This window comes from Burkholderia sp. KBS0801 (assembly GCF_005937855.2).
Lineage (GTDB): Bacteria > Pseudomonadota > Gammaproteobacteria > Burkholderiales > Burkholderiaceae > Burkholderia > Burkholderia ambifaria.
The window spans coordinates 2486477-2503125 of the sequence record NZ_CP042178.1; the positions used below are offsets into that span (position 1 = coordinate 2486477).

A 16649-nucleotide genomic window follows, 5' to 3' on the forward strand; every position below is an offset into this window, starting at 1 on the left:
CGGCGCCGCTGCCCATGGACAGTTGGCCGGTTATTCGCAGGGCCAGTTGGATCGCGCCGGCGGCGTCCGTTGCATACGCATACGCATCCGGATCGCCTCGCGCGAAAACGTCTCGGATATGAAACATCCGGCGCACGCGTCGCGGCATTCGACCGTGCGGCGGACGTGGTCGCGGCGCGCGGCGCGCAGCCGCCCGAGGCCACGGGGCACTGCCGACACACAGGCGTCGCGACCTTCCGGCGATCCGTCGACCGAAACACGTAACCGGTTTGAACCCGGCGTTACGTTACATCGCTGAAGCATTTCATCCGTCCGGGCCATGACGCGCGATCGATAGCGACCACGCGCGGCGTATGGATCCCTTCGTCGATTTTCCACGCAAGCCAGCCCCGGCGGGACGCGATGACCGCGGCCGCGCTCCGCGTCGACGTTGCTCGACAACCGGATCGCGCCGCTGGTACGAAACCTGCATTCGCATTGCAGCGACAGCCGCGTCACCAGTCGGCGCGGACATGAACCGGATCGGGATCCGTCCACCGGATACGCCCGAACGATCCACGCAAGCAACGAGGCTCCCCATGGATGCGCTGCCCAACTCATCCGATACGTCGTTCCAGCTCTTTCTCGCGAAACTGCTCGAACAGCCGCAGCTCGAATGGACCGAAAAACAGCAGATGGAACTCGAGATGGCACGCTCGCTGTCGACCCAGATGGTCCACTTCGCCGAAGGCATGCGCGGCGGCAATGCGGACCTCGCGCGCTGCCTCGTGCTGCTGCGTTACGCGAAGGTGCTCGACTTCATGCTGACGTCGCTCGCCGCGCGCCGCGACATTCATCCGCAGACGCTGCGCACGCTGTTCCGGCTCGCGAACCTGAAGGTCGACGATGCGTACCCGGTCTGAGCCGGCATCAGGCCACACGCCGCATCGCCGTCGCGCCTAACGCGCCGCCCGCCCCGCCATCCACTTCCGGTAGCGCCGCGTCTGGCACTGCGCGGCCATCTGCTGCGACACCAGCGCGCGCAGCGGCGACACGCCCGGATGCGTACGCCGCCCGGCGCTCAACCGCGCGAGCTGGAACTTCACGACGGCCATGTTCGCCAGCGCGCCCAGCGCCTTGTTCTTCCACCGGATCGGCTGCAGCGCCGGCGCGCTGTCCTTGCCGGCCCGCCAGTCGCGCGGCAGGTTCGGATCGATCGACAGCGCGGTCGCGATGCCGACCATCGCCACGCCGCTGGCGACCACCTGCTCGGCCACCGCGCGACGCCGGATCCCGCCCGTCACCATCACCGGCATCGCCGCGACGGCGGTGATGTCCCGCGCGAATTCGAGGAAATACGCTTCACGGGCCAACGTGCGGCCGTCGCGCGCCTCGCCTTGCATCGCCGGAACTTCGTAGCTGCCGCCCGACAGCTCGACGAGATCGACGCCGAGCGGATTCAGCAGTTCGACGACACGCTTCGCATCGTCCGCGCTGAAGCCGCCGCGCTGGAAGTCGGCCGAATTCAGCTTGACCGACACGACGAACGCCGGCGACACCGTCGCGCGCACAGCCCGCACGATATCGAGCAGCAGCCGCGCGCGGTGCTCGATGGGGCCGCCCCACGCGTCCTGCCGGCGGTTGGTCAGCGGCGACAGGAACTGGTTCAGCAGGTAACCGTGCGCCGCGTGGATCTGCACGCCGGTGAAGCCGCCTTGCTCGGCGAGCCGCGCGGCCCGCACGAAGCGCTGCTGCACGTCGACGATATCGGCTTCCGTCATCTCCTTCGGCACCGGGAACTGCTTCGACAGCGCACCGAGCGCGAGCGGCACGGCCGACGGCGCGACCGTCGTCTGGCCGAGCGCCGCCTGCATCTGGCGCCCCGGATGATTGATCTGCATCCACACGTGCGCGCCGCCGGAGCGCGCGACCTGCGCCCACCGCCGGAAGCGGTCGAGATGCGCGTCGCTGTCGAGCACGACGCCGTTCGGCCCCGTCATCGCGCGGCCGTCCACCATCACGTTGCCGGTCAGGATCAGGCCGGCCCCGCCGTCGGCCCACGCTTGGTACAGGCGCAGCAACGCGTCGGACGGCGCGTGATCCGCATCGGCCATGTTTTCCTCCATCGCGGCCTTGGCGAGGCGATTGGGAATCACCGCGCCATTGGGCAGGGTGAGGGGCGCAAACAGGTTCATATGGACATCCTCGATTGACGATGCCCCACCATAACTTTAAAGTCAGCTTCAAGGTCAAGCCCCCTGGAGCATAACCATGAAAATCGGCGAGCTGGCGCGCGCCAGCGGCATCGCGGCGTCGCGCATCCGCTTCTACGAAGCGAGCGGCCTGCTCGAACCGGCACGTCGGCAGGCGAACGGCTATCGGGAATACGGGCCGGAGGCACTGACGCGGCTCGCGATCATCGACCGCGCGCAGCGCGCGGGTTTCGCGCTCGACGAGATCCGCGCGCTGCTGCCGCCCGATCTCGGCGCGTGGCCGCACGACGAACTGCTCCACGCGCTGCGGCACAAGGTCGACGAAATCGCGCTGCTCGAACAGCGGCTCGCGCAGAACCGGCGCAGCCTGGAAACGCTGATCGACGAGATCGCGAACAAGCCGGCCGGCGAAGATTGCGCGGGCGCCGCGCAACGCATGCTCGAGAAGTTGTGCAAGGAAGCGGCGGAGTCGGCGCCGGCACCCGAGGCGGTGCCGCGCCCGCGGCCGATGCGCAAGCGCGCGTGACGCGCCCGGCCGGCATCGCGTTCGTCCAGGTGGATTTGCTTACGTCGCGGGTAATCGACGCGCGCCGCCCGCGCACCGATCATGGCCGCATCGATCAACGAATCGATCGACGCATCGCATCGACACCACGGAGCCCGCCATGACCGCCTACGCCATCGCCCACCTGCACGACGTTCAAATGTGCGACGACATCGTCGACTACCTCGAGCGCATCGACGGCACGCTCGCGCCGTTCGACGGCCATTTCGTCATTCACGGCGCGCGGCCCGACGTGCGCGAAGGCGAGTGGCGCGGCGACCTGATCGCGATCGCGTTTCCCGATCTCGACACCGCCCGCGCCTGGTACGAATCGGATGCGTATCAGCAGATCCAGCCGCTACGCGCGCGGCACGCGAGCGGCCCGTTGATCCTGATCGACGGCGTGGATGAACGGCACAAGGCGACGGACATCCTGCGCTGATCCACGTCGTGCGCCGCGCTTACTTCGCGTTGCGCTCCATCGGCTCGCCGACGACGAAGCCGCCGCCCTGGTAGCGCTGCGCGGGATCGTCGTAGTCGGCGGTTGGCGCGGTGAGCGGGAACATCCCCTCGAACTGCGCGGAGCTGTCCTGCGGCCGGAAGCCGAGGAAGCCGGCCTTCGTGTTGTCCCACCACTTCACCGGGTTGTCGGACACGCCGTACACGATCGCGTGCCCGACGCGGTTCGTCAGCAGCGAGCAGCGCACGAGCTCGATGAAGTCGCGATAGCTGAGGAACGTCACGAGCATGCGCGGGTTCTTCGGCGCCTCGAACGACGAGCCGATCCGCAGGCACACCGTCTCGATCCCGAAGCGGTCGAAGTAGTAGCGAGACAGCGACTCGCCGAAGCACTTCGTCACGCCATAGAGACTGTCCGGGCGCAGCGGCGAATCGGCATCGAGCACCTCCGTGACCGGATGGAAACCGATCGCATGGTTCGAGCTCGCGAACACGATCCGCTTCACGCCGTGCTTGCGCGCGGCTTCGTACAGGTTGTACGTGCCGGTGATGTTCGCATCGACGAGATCGTCGAACGGTGCGTCGACCGAAATGCCGCCGAGATGAACGATCGCGTCGACGCCGTCGACAAGGTCCATCACCGCCGGCCGGTCGGCCAGGTCGACGATACGGGCTTCTTCGTGCGGGGCCGCGTCGTCCAGCGCGGCGATGTCGCTCACGCGCACGACGTCGGCCCAGTTCGCCAGCGCGCCGCGCACCTGGCGGCCGAGGTTGCCGGCCGCGCCGGTCAGCAGCAGGCGCCCGAACGGCTTGCGTGCGCCGGTGGATGAGGCGTTCATCGAGTCTCCTTGAATCTGTCCTGAAGGGTGTCCTGAAGTTGCCCGAAATCGGTGGAATCAGCCGAAAGCGGAAAACGTTTTCCAACTATACGCGGGACAAAAGCCGACCGTCAATGCTTGAACCTGCCCGCGGCCATCCGCATTTTCCCGATATCGGGCGGTGGTCGAGTGCCGGCTTTTTCTGCCACAATCCGGGGCAATGGAACGAAAACGTTACCCTCCTCATGAAAAAAGTTTCCCCGACGATCCGCGACGTGGCGGCGGAAGCCGGCGTGTCGGTCGCGACGGTATCCAAGTACGTGAACGGCACGCAGCGCTTTTCGCCGGCTGTCGAGGCGCGGCTCAAGGAAGCGATCGAGCGGCTCGGCTATCGTTCGAACCCGCTCGCGCGTTCGATGATCACCGGACGCACGCGCACCATCGGCGTCGTGATCCTCGATATCAGCAACCCGTATTTCACGAACGTCGTCAAAGGCGCGAACCGCGTCGCGCTCCAGCATGACTACACGCTGCTGCTCGTCGATACCGAAGAGAATCAGGCGCGCGAACGCTCGCTGATCGAGGCGCTCGCGCAGCGCGTCGACGGGCTGATCGTCAGTACGCGGATGCCCGACGAGGAAGCCGGCTGGATGCTCGACCTGCACAAGCCGCTCGTGCTGCTGCGGCGCAGCCCCGGCCTGCCGATTCCGAGCGTCGGCATCGACAACCGGCTCGCCACCTACATGCTCGCGCGTCACCTGCTCAATCTCGGCCATACGCACATCGCGTACCTCGGCTTCGGGCCGGCGCGCGTGAACGACGAACGGATCCAGGGCGCGCGCGACTGTCTCGCCGAGGCAGGCCTCCCGCTCGACGTGCACGACGCACATGCGCCGACCGCCGAGGCCGGCGAGCGCGCGTGCTCGCGCGTGATGCTCGGGCCGCAGCGTCCGCAGGCCGTGATCTGCTACAACGACCTGATCGCGCTCGGCTTCATGAAGGAAGCCGCGTCGCTCGGGTTCCGGCTGCCGCAGGACGTGTCGGTCGCCGGCGTCGACAACGTGCCGTACGGCGAATACGCGGCGCCCGCGCTGACCACCATCGACATCCAGAGCGAGAACATGGGCGAGCTCGCGATGCAGAAGCTGATCGACGCGCTCGCCGGGCGTACCGACGCAAGCTATTCGACGTTCGAGCCGCGGCTGATCATGCGCGCATCGACGGCCGCGGTCGGCTGACGCACGCGCCCGCTGCGATACCCGGCGCTTCCTCGCCCCGCACATGAAAACGCGCCGCCTCCGGGCGGCGCGTTCGTTTGCCGGCACGCCAACACGTCATCACGCGTCGAGCTTCGCGGGCTTCATCTTCGGCGTGAGCACGTGCATGACCGCCAGCGCGAGCAGGTAGGCGAGCGCGCCGATCGCGAACAGCACCCAGTAGTGGCCCGTGCGTTGCAGCACCTGGCCGATCACTTCCGAGAACAGCACGCCGCCGATCGAGCCGGCCATCCCGCCGATGCCGACCACCGACGCGACCGCACGTCGCGGGAACAGGTCGGACGCCGTCGTGAACAGGTTCGCCGACCAGCCCTGGTGCGCGGCCGCGGCGAGGCCGACGATCAGCACCGCGATCCACAGGTTCTGCACCTGTGACACGAACGCGATCGGCAGCACGCAGCATGCGCAGATCAGCATCGCCGTCTTGCGCGCGCCGTTGACGCTCCAGCCCGCACGCAGCAACGCCGACGACAGCCAGCCGCCGCCGATGCTGCCGACCGTCGTCAGCGCATAGATGCACACGAGCGGCAGGCCGATATGCTGCATGTCCATCCCGCGCGACTCGTTGAGCCACTTCGGCAGCCAGAACAGATAGAACCACCACACCGGGTCGGTCAGGAACTTGCCGATCAGGAACGCCCACGTCTCGCGCTTGCGGATCAGTTCGCCCCAGCGCGGCGCGCCGGCGTTCACGTTCGCCGCGTCGAGCGCTTCGGCTTCGTCGCGCGGCTCGTCGTAGGCGTCGGCGAGCGCGCGCGTGTCGGCCGTGCGATAGAGCACCAGCCACACCGCGAGCCACACGATGCCGATTGCGCCGACGATCACGAACGCCGCCCGCCACCCGTAGGCCACCGCGATCGCCGGGATGATCGCAGGCGCGAACACCGCGCCGATGTTCGCGCCCGAGTTGAAGATCCCGGTTGCGAGCGCGCGTTCGCGGCGCGGAAACCATTCGGCCGTGGTCTTGATCGCGGCCGGGAAGTTGCCGCCCTCGCCGATCCCGAGCAACGCGCGCACCGCCGCGAAGCCCATCACCGAGCCGACCATCGCGTGCATCATCGCCGCGATGCTCCACACCAGCATCGCGACCGCATACGAGATGCGCGTGCCGAGCCAGTCGACGATGCGACCGAAGCAAAGCAGGCCGATCGCGTAGAACGCGGAAAACGCCATCACGATGCGACCGTACTGCACCTGGCTCCAGCCGATGTCGTGCTGGAGCATCGGCGCGAGCAGGCCGAGGATCTGGCGATCCATGTAGTTGATGACGGTCGCGAAGAACAGCAGCGCACAGACGGTCCAGCGGTAGCGGCTGGCGGCGGCGCGCACCGCGCCGACGACGGCAGATTGCATGAGTGTCTCCAATGCGCGGCCGCGCCCGTCGCGCCGCAAGTCGTTGCCTGTCCGTGACCGGCGACGGGCGCCGGGACGGGCGGCGGCCCGCCCTTTCGTGGCGCGGCCGATTACCCGTCGAGTCGTGGAAAACGTTTTTCAAAGAATAGGGCGTGGCCGGGTGCCGTGTCAGTCGGGGATTTCGATGAGTCATCTCGAAATTGGCCGCGCAAAAAGAGACGACTGTTTCGCAGATTGGCATTAACCGTTTTCTGGAATTTTTCTGCGGGCAAAACGGGGGGCATGACGCGAACTCGCGCGCCGATACACAGGTCCGATTTCGACCAGAATCGGCGGCGGCGATGGTTTACAGTCGTCGCATGCGCCTCGATCCCGACACCTGCTACGCAGCCCTGCTTTCGCGGAACCGCCGCTTCGACGGCTGGTTCTTCGTCGGCGTGGCGACGACCGGTGTGTATTGCCGCCCCCTTTGTCCGGTGAAACCGCCGAAGGCGCGCAACTGCAGCTATTACGCGAGCGCCGCCGCCGCGGAGAAAGCCGGCTTTCGGCCGTGCATGCGCTGCCGGCCCGAGCTCGCGCCCGGCCACGGGCTGCTCGACCTGTCCGGCAATCTCGCCGACGCGGCCGCCACGCTGATCGAGGACGGTTTCCTGGACGAGCGCTCGGTCAACGCGCTCGCGCAGCGCGTCGGCGTGACCGAGCGCCACCTGCGCCGGATCTTCGCCGCGCAGTTCGGTGTCTCGCCGGTCGAGTTCGCGCAGACGCACCGGCTGCTGATGGCCAAGCGCCTCCTGACCGATACCGCGTTGCCGGTGGCCGTCGTCGCGTCGACCGCCGGGTTTGGCAGCGTGCGGCGCTTGAACGACTTGTTCCGGCAACGCTACGGCCTCAATCCGCTGCGCCTGCGCAAGGGCGCCGGCGCAGCGGGCGGCGGCGACATGACGTTCCCGCTGCCGTACCGGCCGCCGTTCGCGTGGCCCGAGTTGATGCGCTTTCTCGCGCAGCGGCAGATCGACGGCGTCGAGCGGATCGACGCACAGGGCTATGCGCGCGTCGTCGCACTGCCGAACGGCAGCGGTCATGTGACGGGCTGGCTGTCCGTCACGCACATGCCGCAGCGGTTCGCGCTCGCAGTCACCGTGTCGCCCGCGCTGACGCCCGTCGTGCCGGCCGTGCTCGCGCGCGTGCGGCGGCTGTTCGATCTCGACAGCCGCCGCACGCGGGCGAGCATCTGGCCGCGACGCACGCAGGCCCGGTGCTGACGCGGGTTGCCGAACGCTTCGGTACGTCGGTCGCCGACGCCGCGCCCGGCCTCACGCATGCGTTGCCTTCAGCTGCGATACTGGCGGCCGCGCCGCCGGCGGCGCTCGAAGCAATCGGCGTGACGCGCGAGGCCGCGCGGGCGATCGTGTCACTGGCCCGCGTCGTTGCAGACGGCACGCTCGCGCTCGAACCGATGGCGCCGCTCGATGCGACGCTCGCCGCGTTGCGCGCGCTGTCCGGCTTCGACGAACGCGCGGTGCAGTACGTCGCGATGCGTGCGATGGCCTGGCCGAACGCGTTCCCCGCCGACGACGCGTGGCTCGCGCCGCGCGTCGCCGCCGAACGCCCGCGCATCGCGTCATCCGCGCCCGATGCGGCGCGTTGGGCGCCGTGGCGCGCGTATGCCGCACTGCATGTGTGGCGCCTTCATGGAGAAGCTTCGCGATGACTCTCGCTCATCTGATTCCGAGCCCGCTGGGCGACATCGCCATTCGTATCGAGGACGATGCGCTGACGGGCCTGTTCTTCGTCGGCCAGAAATACTATCCGTCGCTGGCGATCGCGCCGGATGCGGACACGCGCAATGTGCCGTCGCTCGCGCGCAAGGTCGCCGAAGAAGTCGCCGAATATTTCACCGGCACGCGCGAAACCTTCTCGGTGCCGATTCATCTGCGCGGCACCGCGTTTCAGCGCAGCGTGTGGAAGGAACTGCTCGCGATTCCGTTTGGCGAGCTCGTGTCGTACGGCGACATCACCGAACGCGTCGGGCTGCCGATGAGTGCCGCGCGTGCCGTCGGCGGCGCGGTCGGCCGCAACCCGGTGTCGATCATGGTGCCGTGCCATCGCGTGATCGGCGCGTCGGGCAGCCTGACCGGCTATGCGGGCGGGATTGAACGGAAACGCGCGTTGTTGTCGCTCGAAGGCGCCGGCTTCGCGCACGGCGAGCGTCATCCGGTGCAGCAGACGCTCGCGTTCTGACGCATGCCGCGCGTCACGCGCTCAACACGGGCCGACGCGCTTCACGCTTCGCATACGCGCCGGGCGTCACGCGGAATTTCGCCTGGAACAGCGCGATGAACGACGATGTCGAGTCGTAACCCAGTCGCGCGGCCACCGTGCCGATCGGCTCGCCCGCGTCGAGCAGCGGCAGCGACGCGAGCAGCCGCACGGCCTGCCGCCATTCGGTGAACGACAGCCCCGTGTCCTGCCGGAACAGCCGCGACAGCGTGCGCCGCGTCGCGCCGACCTGATGGCCCCATTCGTCGAGACCGCGCGTATCGCCCGGCGCCGCATGCAATGCGCGCGCGATTTTCAGCAGGCGCGGATCGCGCGGCAGCGGCACCGTGAGCGGCGCGGGCTGCATGCGGGCGATCCGGTCCGCGATCACGCACACGAGCGCACCGTCCGGCCCCGTCTCGTCGTAATTCACCGGCAATTCGCGAGTCGCGATCACCAGCTCGCGCAGCAGCGGCGTCATGCAGAGGATCGTGCAATCGTCGTTCACGTCGCTCCGTGCGATCGCCGCATCGAGATACAGGCTGTGGAACGCGACGCAATCGCGCGTCGATACCGCATGCGGCACGTGCGGCGGAATCCACATCGCATAGTGCGGCGGCAGCAGTTGCCGGCCCGACGGCGTCGACACCTCGAGCACGCCGCTCGTCGCATACATTAGCTGGGCCCACGGATGACTGTGCGCATCGACGCTCACGTTGCCGGGAATCCCGAAGGCGCGCACGTATAGCGGCCTCGGCAGGCGCGCCATCGGCGGCACTGCGTACGGGGCGCCGGGTTGTCCCGCCAGCAACATAAGACGTCCTCCGAAGGTCATTGCACGAACGAGCGCGATGCTACCGTGGCGGCTCTTCTTTCACACGGCTTCCGTTCATGAGCGCTCATACCCGCACCACCCGAAAGACCGTCACCGCGATCCGCTCGACCAAAGGGCTCGGCAGCCTCGTGTCGCTGACCGCGTATTCCGCGCCAATGGCAACACTCGTCGACGACGTGGCCGACGTGATCATCGTCGGCGACTCCGTCGGCATGGTGCTGTACGGGATGCGCGATACGCTGCGCGTCACGCTCGACATGATGATTGCACACGGCGCGGCCGTCGTGCGCGGCGCCGCGCAGGCGTGCGTCGTCGTCGACCTGCCGTTCTCCACGTTCCAGGAATCGCCCGCGCAGGCCTACCGCTCCGCCGCGCGGCTGCTCGCCGAAACCGGCGCGCAGGCCGTGAAGCTCGAAGGCGGCTGCGAGATGACCGATACGATCCGCTTCCTGACCGAGCGCGGCATTCCGGTGATGGCGCATGTCGGCCTCATGCCGCAGCAAGCCAACGCGACGGGCGGCTTTCGCGCACAGGGGATGGACCCGCTTTCGGCCGCGCAGGTGTTCGACGCCGCATGTGCGGCCGAACGGGCCGGCGCGTTCAGCGTCGTGATCGAAGGCACTGCCGAGGCGCTCGCGCGCCACCTGACCGGAACGCTGACGATCCCGACGATCGGCATCGGCGCATCGCCCGCGTGCGACGGGCAAGTGCTCGTGACCGAGGACATGATCGGCGCGTTCGATGCGTACACGCCGCGCTTCGTGAAGCGTTACGCGGATGCGAATGCGGTGATGCGCGACGCGATCCGCCAGTACGCGCATGACGTGCGGCACCGCGTGTTTCCGGAGCCCGCGCATTGCTTCGGATACGGGAAGCCGCTGCAACTGACCGATGCGGGCGCAACGGTGTGACGCAAGACGAATGACGCGTTCACCTCACGCTATGCGCGCTTGCGCATCGCATGCGCGACCCGCGCGTTCGCCTCGAACTTCGCGCGATGCGTCGAGAAGAACGTCCGCACGTTGCGCACGTTCGATGCGCCGGTGAACAGCCGCCGCGCGAACGCGTCGTATTCGGCGACGTCGGCGAGATCGGCAATCACCACGAAATCGGGCCCCGGCGACACGCGGTAGCACTGCGTGACCGCCGGCTCCGCACACACGTAGGCTTCGAACGCGTCGTAGTCTTCGGCCGTCTGCCGGTCGAGGCTGATCTCGATCAACGCCGTGACCGCCGTGCCGATCGCGACCGGATCGAGCACCGCGACCTGGCGGCGGATCACGCCCGCCTCCGTCAGCCGCCGCACGCGGCGCATGCAGGTCGGCGGCGACGACAGCGCACGCTCGGCCAGTTGCAGGTTCGACACCGATGCGTCGTCCTGCAGGATCGCGAGAATGCGCAGGTCGAGATCGTCGAGCGTGATGCCGGCCATCGGCGGCTCCTTCCGGTCAGGATGTGAAATTTAATTTCAACATGATAGCCGATCGCCGTCTCGTTTCATTTATCGGTATATTTTGAAATTTAATTCCATACGCTCGACTCTACCATCGCTGTCACGGGTCCAGACAGGACATTTACGGAGCGCGATATGTGTGGAATTGTCGGGGCGGTTGCCCAGCGGGACATCCTGCCGAACCTCGTCGACGGGCTGAAGCGGCTCGAATACCGCGGCTATGATTCGTGCGGCGTCGTGGTCTATCGCGACCGAGCGCTGGCACGCGCGCGCAGCGTCGACCGCGTCGCCAACCTGCAGCGCGAGATCGCCGCGCACGCGCTGTCAGGCTATACCGGCATCGCGCATACGCGCTGGGCGACGCACGGCGCGCCCGTCACGCTCAACGCGCATCCGCACTTCTCGCCGAGCGACGACAACGCGCGCATCGCGCTGTCGCACAACGGGATCATCGAGAACTGCGATCAACTGCGCACGGAGCTGCAGGCGCACGGCTACGTGTTCGCGAGCCAGACCGACAGCGAGGCGATCGCGCACCTGATCGATCACCTGTACGACGGCGACCTGTTCGACGCGGTGCGCCGCGCGGTGGCACGGCTGCGCGGCAGCTACGCGATCGCGGTGATGTGCCGCGACGAGCCGCACCGTATCGTCGGTGCGCGTGACGGGATGCCGCTCGTCGTCGGTGTCGGCGAAGGCGAGAATTTCCTGGCGTCGGATGCGATCGCGTTGTCGGGCATCACCGATCGCATCGCGTATCTGGAGAACGGGGACGTCGCCGATATCCAGCTGCATCGCTACTGGATCGTCGATGCGGCCGGCCAGCGCGTCGAGCGCGCGGTGCAGCGGGTGGCGGCGCACAGCGGCGCGGCCGATCTCGGGTCGTATCGCTACTACATGCAGAAGGAGATCTTCGAGCAGCCGCAGGCGGTGGCCGATACACTGCTCGATGTCGCGTCGATCATGCCGGAGCTGTTCGGCGACGGCGCGTGGCGCGTGTTCAACGATGTCGATTCGGTGTTGCTGCTCGCGTGCGGCGGCAGTTACCACGCGGCGCTGACCGCAAAGTACTGGATCGAGAGCATCGCGAAACTGCCGGCGAGTGTCGAGATTGCGAGCGAGTTTCGGTATCGCGACAGCGTGCCGAATCCGCGCACGCTGGTCGTCGCGGTGTCGCAGAGCGGCGAGACGGCCGACGTGCTCGGCGCCGTGCATTTCGCGAAGCAGCGCGGGATGATGCATACGCTCGCGATCTGCAACGTCGCGACGAGTGCGCTGATGCGCGAATGCGCGCTGCAGTTCGTCACGCGTGCGGGGATCGAGATCGGCGTGGCGTCGACGAAGGCGTTCACGACGCAGCTCGTCGCGTTGTTCCTGCTCACGCTGGCGCTTGCGCAGGTGCGTGGCCGGTTGAGCGATGACGAGGAGAAGGCGCACCTGCGTGCGCTTCGGCATCTGCCCGATGCGATGTCGAAGGTGCTCGCGCTGGAGCCGCAGATCATGGGCTGGTCGGAGCTGCTCGCGCGACGCGACAACATGCTGTTTCTCGGACGCGGGATGCATTATCCGATCGCGCTCGAAGGCGCGCTGAAGATGAAGGAGATTTCGTATATCCACGCGGAGGCTTATCCCGCCGGGGAGTTGAAGCACGGGCCGCTGGCGTTGGTCAGTAATGAAATGCCGGTTATTGCGGTGGCGCCGAATGATGCGCTGCTCGAGAAGCTTCGGTCGAACATGCATGAAGTCAGTGCGCGTAATGGCAGGCTTTTTGTGTTCGCGGATGTGGACTGCGGGTTGGTGCCGAGCGAAGGGATCGAGGTGATTCGACTCAACGAGTACTACGGGCCGCTGTCGCCGATACTGCATACGGTGCCGATGCAATTGCTGGCTTATCACGCGGCGTTGGCAAGAGGGACGGATATTGATAAGCCTAGGAATTTGGCGAAGTCGGTGACGGTGGAGTGAAGGGCGCGGGGGCGATTGGGCATTTGGCAACTTCGGTGCCAACGGCTTCTCGCAAAATTGGCAGATTTCCGCTCCGGAGGATCGATATGAAGCCGAGGCCTCGAGCCTATCCGAACCTTTGTGTGTGAGGCATAAACTGATGGCCAAGGAGCCACTTTATGCCACGCAAACGCAAGGAAGAAGTGACGATTGAGCCGGGCAAGGGCTTGAACCTGGACCCGGAACTGATCAAGCAACTGGTGCCCGGGACGTTGGACCGCGCAACGATCAACGAGCAGCTCGCTGCGCTCAAGAAGGCGATCTTCGAGCGCGCGCTGGGTGGCGAGTTGACGCACCACCTTGGCTACGAGAAGGGTGAAGCCAAACCGGGCGGCCGCACGAACCATCGCAACGGCACCAGCCGCAAGCGCATCGCGACCGATGACGACCTGCTCGACGTCGAGATTCCGCGCGACCGCGAAGGCACCTTCGACCCGGTGCTGATCGCCAAGGGCGAACGGCGTTTCACCGGCTTCGACGACAAGATCATCGCGATGTACGCACGCGGCATGAGCGTGCGGGAGATTCAGGGCTTCTTGCTGGAGATGTACGGCATTGAGGTGTCGCCGGACTTCATCAGCACCGTCACCGACGCGGTGATCGACGAAGTGCGTGAGTGGCAACAGCGGCCGCTCGAGCCGATGTACCCGGTGGTGTTCTTCGACGCCTTGCGCGTCAAGATCCGCGACGAAGGCGTGGTCCGCAACAAGGCGATCTACTTGGCGCTGGGCGTGCGCCGCGACGGCACACGTGACGTGCTGGGCCTCTGGATCGAGCAGACCGAGGGGGCCAAGTTCTGGCTGCGGGTGGTGAACGACCTGAAGCTGCGTGGCGTGCAGGACATCCTGATTGCCGTGGTCGACGGCCTGAAGGGCTTTCCGGAAGCAATCAACACGGTGTTCCCGGAAACGACGGTCCAGACCTGCATCGTGCATCTGATCCGGAACTCGCTGGACTTCGCCAGTTGGAAAGACCGGAAATCCGTCGCGGCGGCGCTCAAGGAAGTCTATCGGGCACCGTCGGCCGAAGCGGCCGCCGTGGCGCTGGATGCGTTCGATACGAGCCCGTGGGGTACGAAATACCCACCGATTGCCGCCCTCTGGCGACGAGCCTGGGATCAGGTGATTCCGTTCTATGCCTTCGCGCCCGATATCCGGAAAATTGTATATACGACCAACGCCATCGAGTCGCTGCACATGCAGCTTCGAAAGATCATCAAGGCGCGCGGCCACTTCCCGTCGGACGAGGCCGCGCTCAAACTGATCTGGCTAGCGCTGCGCAACGTCGTAGCCAAGTGGACCGGTTCCCGGCACGATTGGAAGAGCGCGATGACCCAGTTTGCGCTGCTTTACCCGGAACGATTCAACATTGGAGTCTGAAACTCAATCCGCCTCACACACGAAATTCCGGATACCTCCGAGGCCTCACATCACGACGGGCGAACTCGAAAGGTCGTCGCGCCGCGGACCGTGAGCTGGAAAGTGTTTTCTCAACAGCTCGGTAACCTGCTCGACACCCCGCAGCGCACCGGACCGGAAATCTCCTTGCCGGAAATGGGCCTCCATGGCTTGGCAAATCGCCTCCCATTCGCGGCCATCCACCTTGGCGTGTATGCCTCGGTCCACAACGATTTCGACGTCGCGGTCCGCAAGAAGCAGATAGATAAGAATGCCGTTGTTGTGCTCCGTGTCCCAAACCCGGAGGTCCGAGAAAACCTCGATGGCACGGTCCCTCGCAGATGTGCCCTTCAGCAAGGCGCCGATGTGCAGCGCCCCCTCTACAGCAAACCTGACTTGACCCACGTGCGCGCGATGACTGGTACGTACAGCCTCTTCAATAGCGATAAGTGCTTGCCGTGAAAATGCGCTGTTGACCCGCCAGTGGGTCGTGAAAAGATGCCGAAAGAGGCGTTTCAGGTCCATGCTCACCACCGTCCCGATGCGCCACCGCCGCCAAAGCCTCCACCGCCTCCGCGAAAGATGTCGCGATTCGAATCACTACCGAAACGCCCACCGCTACCGCCAATGAAGCGCCCGCCAACCGCGCCCATCCCGCCCCCCAGCAACGTGAAGAGCAGCGCCATCAGTCCTGCCGCAATAGCGACAAATAGCGCCCCCGATAAAACCCACGCGAGTACACCCACGACCCCGCCTGTAACGGCGGCCCCCGGCAATCTCCCGAGCATGGCGCGCAGGAGGCCGCCGGCCATGACCGTCAGGAGGAAGAGAAGCGGAAGTAACCGTCCGGCGCCGGTGCTTGCCTGATCTCGTCGCCGCGGCGGGGGCAACTGCTCGCCGCTGGTGACGCGCATCATGCCGTCGAGGCCCGCCGTGATGCCGCCGTAGAAATCGCCGTTTCGGAACCGGGGAACGATTGCCTCGTTGATGATGCGATTGCTCGCCGCGTCGGTGAGCACGCCTTCGAGGCCGTAACCGACCTCGATTCGAAGCGTTCGGTCGTTCTTGGCGATAATCAGGAGCGCGCCGTCGTCGACGTTCTTGCGCCCAAGCTTCCATTGCTCGACGACTCGCATCGAATACTGTTCGATGGTTTCCGGCCCCGTGGTTGGAACAACAAGAACCGAAATCTGCGTTCCCTTTTTCGCTTCGAACTCTTTCAACGTCTGCTCAAGGCCAGCCTTCTGGTCGCTGGTCAGGGTTCCAGTCTCATCGGTTACTCTCGATGTCAGCGGCGGGACAACGGCGTCCGCGTGGGCGCGAACTCCCCCCAACACAAAGAAGGCGAAGACGACGGCCATCGCCAGTCGGAACACGTTCAATTGGAAGCCCTGCCTGCAGATGCTGGCGTCGAGCCGAAGTCGACCCGCGGCGGCCTGGTAATCTCGGCTTCGTTGCTTACCGAGAAGTTGGGTCGTTCCAGATAGCCGAACGCCTTTGCAGTCAAATTACTCGGGAACGAACGTACCGTCGTGTTGTACGTCTGGACGGAGCGAATGTATCGATTGCGGGCGACGGCAATACGATTTTCCGTACCCTCGAGCTGCGCCTGCAGGTCCCGGAAGTTCGCATCCGACTTCAATTGCGGATAGTTCTCCGATACCACGAGCAGACGTGACAGAGACGACGTGAGCTGCCCCTGCGCCGCCTCGAACTTTGCGAACGCCTGCGGGTCGGCAAGAAGTTCAGGCGTGGCGCGAATCGAGCCCACTTGCGCCCGGGCCTCCGTCACACTGACGAGCACTTCCTTTTCCTGGTTCGCGTACCCCTTCACCGTGTTGACGAGATTGGGGACAAGGTCGGCACGCCGTTGATACTGATTTAGAACTTCTGACCAACTGGCCTTCACCTGCTCGTCTTGAGTCTGGATCGCGTTATAGCCGCATCCAGCGAGAGCAAGCAGGGACACCGCCAGGGCGGCCGTCAGAAGTGCGCGGGCCAGACCGCGCCGCGCGGAGATTGCTGCCGATTTTTCCACCATGGACGCGCCTCTGCTCG

General features: G+C 66.1%; 16 protein-coding genes and 1 pseudogene. 9 read left to right on the forward strand and 8 right to left on the reverse strand.

Annotated elements, in window-relative coordinates:
- Nucleotides 1–578 precede the first annotated feature (578 nt).
- Entirely contained in the window at nucleotides 579–902 is a 324-nt protein-coding gene (locus tag FFI87_RS28040) for a hypothetical protein (RefSeq protein ID WP_006749566.1), read from the forward strand.
- Nucleotides 903–938: 36 nt separating this feature from the next.
- Here the strand turns inward: FFI87_RS28040 and FFI87_RS28045 are convergent, their stop codons facing one another.
- Nucleotides 939–2174 carry an NADH:flavin oxidoreductase/NADH oxidase family protein gene (locus FFI87_RS28045; protein WP_138849942.1) on the reverse strand — a complete coding sequence of 412 codons (1236 nt, stop codon included), beginning with the start codon at nucleotides 2172–2174 and terminating at the stop codon, nucleotides 939–941.
- Nucleotides 2175–2250: 76 nt separating this feature from the next.
- On the opposite strand from FFI87_RS28045, the gene FFI87_RS28050 reads away from it, so the two are divergent.
- Both FFI87_RS28050 and FFI87_RS28055 read left to right on the forward strand, forming a co-directional pair.
- A complete protein-coding gene (locus tag FFI87_RS28050; protein WP_138849941.1) occupies nucleotides 2251–2718 on the forward strand; it encodes a MerR family transcriptional regulator in 468 nt (155 codons plus the stop codon).
- 139 nt (nucleotides 2719–2857) lie between these two features.
- Nucleotides 2858–3178 (forward strand): DUF1330 domain-containing protein, encoded by a 321-nt coding sequence (locus FFI87_RS28055; protein WP_012365303.1) that lies wholly within the window; start codon nucleotides 2858–2860, stop codon nucleotides 3176–3178.
- 19 nt (nucleotides 3179–3197) lie between these two features.
- Here the strand turns inward: FFI87_RS28055 and FFI87_RS28060 are convergent, their stop codons facing one another.
- Nucleotides 3198–4034: an NAD-dependent epimerase/dehydratase family protein gene (locus tag FFI87_RS28060; protein ID WP_138849940.1), complete on the reverse strand. Its 837-nt coding sequence runs from the start codon at nucleotides 4032–4034 to the stop codon at nucleotides 3198–3200.
- Nucleotides 4035–4147: 113 nt separating this feature from the next.
- On the opposite strand from FFI87_RS28060, the gene FFI87_RS28065 reads away from it, so the two are divergent.
- On the forward strand, nucleotides 4148–5251 hold the full coding sequence (locus tag FFI87_RS28065) for a LacI family DNA-binding transcriptional regulator (RefSeq protein ID WP_138849939.1): 1104 nt from the start codon (nucleotides 4148–4150) through the stop codon (nucleotides 5249–5251).
- Nucleotides 5252–5350: 99 nt separating this feature from the next.
- Here FFI87_RS28065 and FFI87_RS28070 read toward each other — a convergent pair whose 3' ends face one another.
- The gene (locus FFI87_RS28070; protein ID WP_012365300.1) at nucleotides 5351–6643 is read right to left on the reverse strand and encodes an MFS transporter; all 1293 of its coding nucleotides are present in this window, start codon (nucleotides 6641–6643) and stop codon (nucleotides 5351–5353) included.
- A 341-nt stretch (nucleotides 6644–6984) separates the two neighbouring features.
- Between FFI87_RS28070 and FFI87_RS28075 the strand changes: the two are divergent.
- Nucleotides 6985–8354 (forward strand): annotated as a pseudogene (locus FFI87_RS28075) (Ada metal-binding domain-containing protein).
- Nucleotides 8351–8884: a methylated-DNA--[protein]-cysteine S-methyltransferase gene (locus tag FFI87_RS28080; protein ID WP_138849938.1), complete on the forward strand. Its 534-nt coding sequence runs from the start codon at nucleotides 8351–8353 to the stop codon at nucleotides 8882–8884. The pseudogene FFI87_RS28075 and the gene FFI87_RS28080 overlap by 4 nt, the downstream one beginning before the upstream one ends.
- Before the next feature lie 13 nt (nucleotides 8885–8897).
- On the opposite strand, the gene FFI87_RS28085 is transcribed toward FFI87_RS28080, so the two are convergent.
- Entirely contained in the window at nucleotides 8898–9716 is an 819-nt protein-coding gene (locus FFI87_RS28085) for an AraC family transcriptional regulator (RefSeq protein WP_138849937.1), read from the reverse strand.
- 77 nt (nucleotides 9717–9793) lie between these two features.
- Here FFI87_RS28085 and panB point away from each other — a divergent pair, with 77 nt between their 5' ends.
- Nucleotides 9794–10648, forward strand: a complete 855-nt coding sequence (panB, locus tag FFI87_RS28090) for a 3-methyl-2-oxobutanoate hydroxymethyltransferase (protein WP_138849936.1) — start codon at nucleotides 9794–9796, stop codon at nucleotides 10646–10648.
- A gap of 29 nt (nucleotides 10649–10677) precedes the next feature.
- On the opposite strand, the gene FFI87_RS28095 is transcribed toward panB, so the two are convergent.
- Nucleotides 10678–11169: an Lrp/AsnC family transcriptional regulator gene (locus FFI87_RS28095; RefSeq protein WP_138849935.1), complete on the reverse strand. Its 492-nt coding sequence runs from the start codon at nucleotides 11167–11169 to the stop codon at nucleotides 10678–10680.
- A 156-nt stretch (nucleotides 11170–11325) separates the two neighbouring features.
- On the opposite strand from FFI87_RS28095, the gene glmS reads away from it, so the two are divergent.
- Together glmS and FFI87_RS28105 are read left to right on the forward strand one after the other, a co-directional pair.
- Nucleotides 11326–13155, forward strand: a complete 1830-nt coding sequence (gene glmS, locus FFI87_RS28100; protein WP_138849934.1) for a glutamine--fructose-6-phosphate transaminase (isomerizing) — start codon at nucleotides 11326–11328, stop codon at nucleotides 13153–13155.
- A gap of 158 nt (nucleotides 13156–13313) precedes the next feature.
- On the forward strand, nucleotides 13314–14573 hold the full coding sequence (locus FFI87_RS28105) for an IS256 family transposase (RefSeq protein WP_138848321.1): 1260 nt from the start codon (nucleotides 13314–13316) through the stop codon (nucleotides 14571–14573).
- Between the two features lie 45 nt (nucleotides 14574–14618).
- Here FFI87_RS28105 and FFI87_RS28110 read toward each other — a convergent pair whose 3' ends face one another.
- From FFI87_RS28110 to FFI87_RS28120, 3 genes are read right to left on the reverse strand one after another with little or no spacing between them, the layout of a single operon-like run.
- Entirely contained in the window at nucleotides 14619–15116 is a 498-nt protein-coding gene (locus FFI87_RS28110) for a TPM domain-containing protein (protein WP_012365293.1), read from the reverse strand.
- 2 nt (nucleotides 15117–15118) lie between these two features.
- The gene (locus FFI87_RS28115) at nucleotides 15119–15952 is read right to left on the reverse strand and encodes a TPM domain-containing protein (RefSeq protein WP_138849933.1); all 834 of its coding nucleotides are present in this window, start codon (nucleotides 15950–15952) and stop codon (nucleotides 15119–15121) included.
- A 17-nt stretch (nucleotides 15953–15969) separates the two neighbouring features.
- Nucleotides 15970–16632 carry a LemA family protein gene (locus tag FFI87_RS28120; RefSeq protein ID WP_138849932.1) on the reverse strand — a complete coding sequence of 221 codons (663 nt, stop codon included), beginning with the start codon at nucleotides 16630–16632 and terminating at the stop codon, nucleotides 15970–15972.
- Nucleotides 16633–16649: the final 17 nt, after the last annotated feature.